Annotated in this window: 6 protein-coding genes; all 6 read left to right on the top strand. The window is 43.0% G+C overall.

What is annotated here, in order from left to right; translation table 11 throughout:
- The first annotated feature begins 64 nt into the window (after window positions 1-64).
- Genes BCT81_RS07890 through BCT81_RS07865 form a run of 6 tightly spaced genes read left to right on the top strand, consistent with a single transcriptional unit; the run spans window position 65 to window position 5,845 of the window.
- Window positions 65-1,183 (top strand): ABC transporter substrate-binding protein, encoded by a 1,119-nt coding sequence (locus BCT81_RS07890; RefSeq protein WP_102423762.1) that lies wholly within the window; start codon window positions 65-67, stop codon window positions 1,181-1,183.
- Complete coding sequence (locus BCT81_RS07885; protein ID WP_102423761.1) at window positions 1,176-2,240, top strand: iron ABC transporter permease; 1,065 nt, start codon at window positions 1,176-1,178, stop codon at window positions 2,238-2,240. Before BCT81_RS07890 ends, BCT81_RS07885 begins: the two co-directional genes overlap by 8 nt.
- Window positions 2,240-3,007: an ABC transporter ATP-binding protein gene (locus BCT81_RS07880; RefSeq protein WP_102423760.1), complete on the top strand. Its 768-nt coding sequence runs from the start codon at window positions 2,240-2,242 to the stop codon at window positions 3,005-3,007. The genes BCT81_RS07885 and BCT81_RS07880 overlap by 1 nt, the downstream gene beginning before the upstream one ends.
- 8 nt (window positions 3,008-3,015) lie before the next feature.
- Window positions 3,016-3,795 carry a hypothetical protein gene (locus BCT81_RS07875; RefSeq protein WP_102423759.1) on the top strand — a complete coding sequence of 260 codons (780 nt, stop codon included), beginning with the start codon at window positions 3,016-3,018 and terminating at the stop codon, window positions 3,793-3,795.
- The gene (locus BCT81_RS07870; protein ID WP_102423758.1) at window positions 3,792-4,985 is read left to right on the top strand and encodes an opine metallophore biosynthesis dehydrogenase; all 1,194 of its coding nucleotides are present in this window, start codon (window positions 3,792-3,794) and stop codon (window positions 4,983-4,985) included. The genes BCT81_RS07875 and BCT81_RS07870 overlap by 4 nt, the downstream gene beginning before the upstream one ends.
- A gap of 11 nt (window positions 4,986-4,996) precedes the next feature.
- On the top strand, window positions 4,997-5,845 hold the full coding sequence (locus BCT81_RS07865) for a DMT family transporter (RefSeq protein ID WP_102423757.1): 849 nt from the start codon (window positions 4,997-4,999) through the stop codon (window positions 5,843-5,845).
- The last annotated feature ends 131 nt before the right edge of the window (window positions 5,846-5,976 follow it).

Raw genomic sequence — 5,976 nt, 5'->3', positions numbered from 1 at the left:
TATATATTCAACCCTAGCTGACTTGTTACATTATAACAAGTCATATTCTATTTGAGGCTGGGGAATGAAAGGATACCTTTTAAAAACACTGTTTGTGGTAACTTTGGCTTTAGGTGACGTGGCCTCTGCTTTTGCAGCTCTTCATTTCAAAGACGTGCTCGGTAGAGACATCTCTTTAGAAAAGCCGGCAGAAAAGATTTTCCTAGGTTTTTATTTTGAGGACTACCTAGCGCTCGTTGGGCCAGATGCCTACAAGAAAGTGGCTATTTTCCCAAGACACTCTTGGAAAGATTATCGTCAATCTCAATGGGCCACCTATAAAAAAATTATTCCTGAGTTAGAAACAATTATTGATTCAGGTTCTCTTTATACAAGTACTTTTGATTTCGAAAAACTCTTGTTAACTAAACCTGATGTTGCACTTATTGCGGCGTGGCAATATCAATCCCTTGGTGAAAAAGTTGAAATACTTGAAAAGAGTGGCATTAGAGTTGTCGTTGTAGACTTCAATGCCCAGACGCTTGAAAAACATGTCATTAGCGCACGTGTTATAGGCCAAGTAATGGGGACAGAAGAACGCGCTTCATCGATTGCCGCGGAATACGAAAACACAGTAAACATGGTTAAACAACGTGTTACAAGACATCTGGAAAACCACGCCGCACGCCGTGTGTATGTGGAAGCAGGTACAGGTGGACCAAATGAATACGGTAAATCTTACTCGACGACAATGTGGGGCAACCTTCTGACAATGGCGGGAGCCGATAACATTGCCCATGGGATGTTTGAAGGCTCTGCCCACCTAACGCCTGAATATATCTTGAGTCAAGATCCAGAGGTGATCTTTATATCCGGTGCTCACTGGGCTAAACATAACGACAGCGCCCTGCTTGGCTTCGACAGCACAATGGAAGAAGCGCAGACTAAATACCGCCCCTACCTAAACCGTGCTGGATGGAACCAACTGACGGCAGTTAAAAATAGGGACGTCTACGGTATATACCATTCAGGAACACGTACTATTTACGACCACGTTTTCTTGGTGTATCTAGCAAAGTCGATTTACCCAGAAGCATTTAAAGATATTAAACCTAAGAGATTACACCAAGAATTTTTTAGACGCTACATGCCGCAAGCGCTCAGAGGTACTTTCATGATTCAGGTGGGTGTAACTCATGAATGAAAGCATTAAAGCGTCGTCTGACCTGAATCATTCCAGCGGTGCTATTTATCAAAGAATGCAGAAGCAAAGGATTAAGATTTTGCTAGGCACTTTTCTCGCAACGAGTCTTTCCGCTTTATTCGATCTTGGTACTGGCTCATCGTGGCTAGGCATTGAACAAGTTGTTGAAGCCCTCCTAGGTGGTCCCTCTGGTGACCGCTTATCAACCCTCATTGTCTGGCAACTTCGGTTACCTATCACTCTCACCTGTCTTATGGTTGGTGCCTCACTCGGCCTCGCTGGCGGTCTGATGCAAACCCTCTTAGCCAACCCACTCGCCAGTCCGTATACCCTTGGCATCTCTGCTGCTGCTGGATTCGGCGCCGCCATGGCTTTTTTAACCGGTTTTTCAGTATTTGGTTTGCATTGGTTAGGCGTGCCGTTTGCCGCTTTTTTGACATCTGGATTAGCGAGTATGGCGATCTACATAATTGGTCGCAGCCGACATATGGACGCCAAAATCCTGATTTTGGCAGGTATTGTCGTTCTCTTCTTTTTCCAGGCTTTACAGTCATTAATTCAATATTTGGCATCACCAGAAGTGCTGCAGCAAATTGTTTTTTGGTTATTTGGCAGTCTGCTGAAGGCGAGTTGGTTGTCCTTCTTTGTTTCAGGAGCCGTTTTCCTGTTCGGTTTGGTCTTTGCGTTATCTAAGGTATGGGCACTCACCGCACTCACTTTAGGCGAAGAGCGTGCACTCGCCTTGGGAATAAAGACCAGCAAGTTAAGACTACAGATGTTTTTACTGTGTTCCTTGTTAACTGCAGGAGCAGTGTCGTTTGTCGGAACCATTGGTTTCATTGGGTTAGTAGCCCCTCACCTAGCCAGAATGCTTATAGGCGAAGATCAGCGTTTCTACTTACCTTTGGCGGCATTAATGGGAGCGTTGCTTTTATGTACTTCGTCCCTTGTTGCTAAGTTGATTGTCCCAGGCACTATCATTCCAATTGGTATCGTCACCTCCTTAGTCGGCGTTCCGATCCTTCTTTATTTTCTAGTAAGCAAGAGGTTTGTCTAATGACGTCACTTTCAATAGAAAATCTTGCCGTCCCAATTGGAAGAAAACTCGTTTTAAAGAAGGTAGACGCCCAATTCTTGGGGGGCGAATTTGCCGCCATTTTAGGGCCCAATGGCGCAGGAAAGACGACATTACTCAAAGCTATCATGAGCATCATTCCTTCTGATGGGAAAATTGATTCAAGTGGGGAAGACGGGCTGAGATTACCGCTACAATCCTTCTCGTACCTATGTCAACTCAACAAATCGCCCTGCCAATTAACGGTTATTGAGTTTGTCTTGATGGGCTTGGTTCATCAACTGAGTTGGAACATCACATTTGAACAAGAACAAAAAGCAGACGCCATCCTTAATTATCTAGGTTTGAGAAATCTCGCCCCTAGACAGTTTTCTCAACTAAGTGGTGGTCAGCAACAGCTAGTTTCACTGGCGCAAGCTCTTGTTGCTGAACCCAAGGTCTTGCTCTTAGATGAACCAACAAGCGCCTTAGATCTCAAGCATCAAGTCCAAATTTTAGACCTTGTTCGTCAATATACTCGAGCCAAAAATATCATCACAATTGCGGTTCTACACGACCTCTCTCTCGCTGCTCGATACTGCGACCATCTTCTCTTAATGAATGATGGTGAAGTCCAATATTGCGGTAAACCAGAAGATGTGCTCGATTCTGAAAGGCTGGGGCAAATCTATCAGATTCATGTGGACGTAGGTTGTTGCGTTCATGGACATACCCACGTCACCCCAGTTCGAGCTCTTGAAACGGATTAGGCATTCTTATGACCATGAATAAAAGGCATTATCAATTATTAGTTTCTCTATCCACGTTTGAATCTCAAATTCAAACCCTGAATCACTACAGTCTTGAAAATTGTGAATGTTTTGTCCTTTTGCAAGATAAAATTGATGAGTTATGTGCTTGGATATTGCAAGAAAATTCTAAAACCATTAGCGATGATTTTGATATGTTCCCTGAGTACGGACGTCTAATCAAGCAGCTTCGCGAAACTGCTGTAAAAGCTCTGTGTTTATTGGAAAAACATCAGTCTCAGTGTGCCAGAGAGCATCAAATCGACATCAGCGAATATTTATACCAACTTTCTGAAAACACAAAAATTGAACTAAAAAAAGCAGGAATTGAAAGTAACTCTCGAGTCCTGTTTATTGGCTCAGGGTCCTATCCAGTTTCTGCTTTTACTATATCTCAGATCACAGGCGCTCTCGTACACGGTATCGACCTTGATGAACAAGCAGTGAAAATGGCCAACCAACTCAACTTATCAACCACTTTTAGCTGCAAAGATCTCATCACTGAGTTTGCCTCTTTCCGTCCAACTCATGTTGTAGTGGCATCTTTAGTGGAACATAAATGGGAGCAACTCAGACAGCTTAAACCTCATCTTAACCACACTCACCGAGTATTAGTTCGATTCGGTAATGGTTTAAAGTCCGCCTTCAATTACCCTTTCAACCCAAACCTAATAGATGGGTGGGAAACACAACAGATCCATAACGATGCAGCGATATATGACACCGTCTTAATGGAGCGCGCAAAATGACTCTTTCATTAGGAAAAGTATTAATCGTAGGCACAGGGCCAGCCGCATTTCAGACAGCAAAAATCATCAGAAACCAATGCGAGCAACTTGGGTTAGTAAACCGCACATCAGAGCGCTGGCAGGTGATGTTTGATGCGGTTTTTGAAGATTTACGCGATGTAAGCGGACGATGGGATACGTTGGTTCTGGCCACCCCATCTCATGCTTATTCAACGGTTCTATTGGCTTTACCTAAATCGTGTTTGAGTTCCGCAAAAATAGTCGTCCTCATTTCATCCTTATTTGGTGGGCACCGGATTGTGAAAGGCTTGTTTTCAGAGCTAAATTTAACCCCCAACGTACTGATATTTTCCAATTACTTTGCGGCCACTAAATTTATAACGGAACAAGCTGGCGTTCGTGTCCTTACCAAAGCGGTTAAAAAACGTATTTATGCTTACTCAAGTAAACAAAAATGCCCTGTCCTAGAGTTACTGACTCAAACTTTAACAGGTATCGGTGTTGAAGTTGTCGAGTTGGAAAATGGGTTTAGCGTAGAAGGACGAAACATTACCTCTTTCGTTCACCCCGCATTTTTTATTACTCCTTTCTCGCTCAATCATATCTTAAGTGAGACGAGAGAAGTTAAGTACATGTACAAACTTTTCCCTGAGGGACCGATCACAACCGAAACCATCCACACTTTGGTTGAGCTATGGCGCGATATATCAAGATTGATGCTTCACTTTAACGGAGCACCATTTAACTTGTTACAATTTCTCAACGATGACAACTACCCTGTACATCAGGAAACCATCCGTCGTGGTCAAATTGAGCAGTTTATGTCGCTCACTCCAATAGCACAGGAATATTTGGTTTACGTACGATACAGCGCGATTTTGATCGATCCTTTTTCTAAGCCGGATGAAAATGGATGCTACTTCAACTTCTCTGCCGTGCCTTTTAGCAAAGGTAAGGTGGAAAAAGGCAAGTTATCTTTACCTCGAATACCCAAAGAAGATATACAGAACCTTTATTGGCTTCAAGTCTTGGGCAGAGCGCATGGGATTGCCTTGCCGAGCGTTCAACGTGTGCTAGGCATATTCGAATCTTGGTTAAGTCGATCTCAATTCCCTCACCATGTGATTGAAGAGTCCCGTACTCAAGCGCACCAATACCTTGGCTGGGTGCGCCTATCAGACGACCTTTAAAGAAACCCATCATGACCAACGGTGTAGCGTTAACTATATTTTCTGCTTTCATTTTTAGTGTCATGAACACACTTATTAAAGCGGCTAGCTTGACGATTCCAAGTTCTGAAATTGTCTTCTTCCGAAGCGCAATAGGAACCGTTCTTATTTTAGGGTTAATGTGGAAAACGAGTATCAGATTTTCTAGAACGGGCATACCAATGCTTTTGCTTCGAGGCCTGTTTGGGGCGTTTTATTTGCTCGCTTTTGTGTACGCTCTTACCCACATGCCGCTCGCGGATGCCGTGATTTTGGCTTACTTGTCCCCGTTCTTCGTTATATTACTTTCTAACCTGATTTTGGGAGAAAAAGTGCCTAAAAAAGTCGTATTCCTTTTTCCGATCGCTTTAATTGGAGTGACCTTAATTGTAAATCCCTTTAGCTTCGACACTTTTAATTTGTATGCCCTATCGGGGGTGGCGAGTGCTTTTTTTGCAGCAGCTGCCTCTATCACTATTCGTCACCTGAGTAAGAGACACCATATTTACGAGATTGTGTTTTATTTTCTGTTCACATCGATGTTGGTATCCGGTTATTTGATGAGCGAGGAATTTGTGGTTCCACAGGGTATTGCGTGGATTTATCTAATTGCCATTGGTCTTGTTTCTCTCATTGGGCAAATTTTCCTAACAAAGGCATTCAGTCATGAAAACGCCGCCGTCGTTGCAGTCACTCGCTATATCGGATTAGTCTTCAATATATTTTGGGGGGTTATTTTTTGGTGTGAAATTCCTAGTTGGATGAGCACAATAGGCCTTCTAATCATACTAACAACATCGGTTTGCCTCTCGCTAAAGGAAAAAACTGGGCAAAGAGAGTAGGTCGACTGACTTCCAACAACCCAATTAACGATAGCGAGTAAATGTTTATCTGACTCTGTGCCAGTATGCTACTTAAAGTTGAAGGCCAATAAATAATAAAAATCCTCAAGTCATCTTATAAACATTAATTC

The organism is Vibrio sp. 10N.261.52.A1, from assembly GCF_002876325.1.
Lineage (GTDB): Bacteria > Pseudomonadota > Gammaproteobacteria > Enterobacterales > Vibrionaceae > Vibrio > Vibrio chagasii.
The sequence above is the reverse complement of the archived record's forward strand: the minus strand, read 5'-3'. Positions and strand labels throughout refer to the sequence as shown.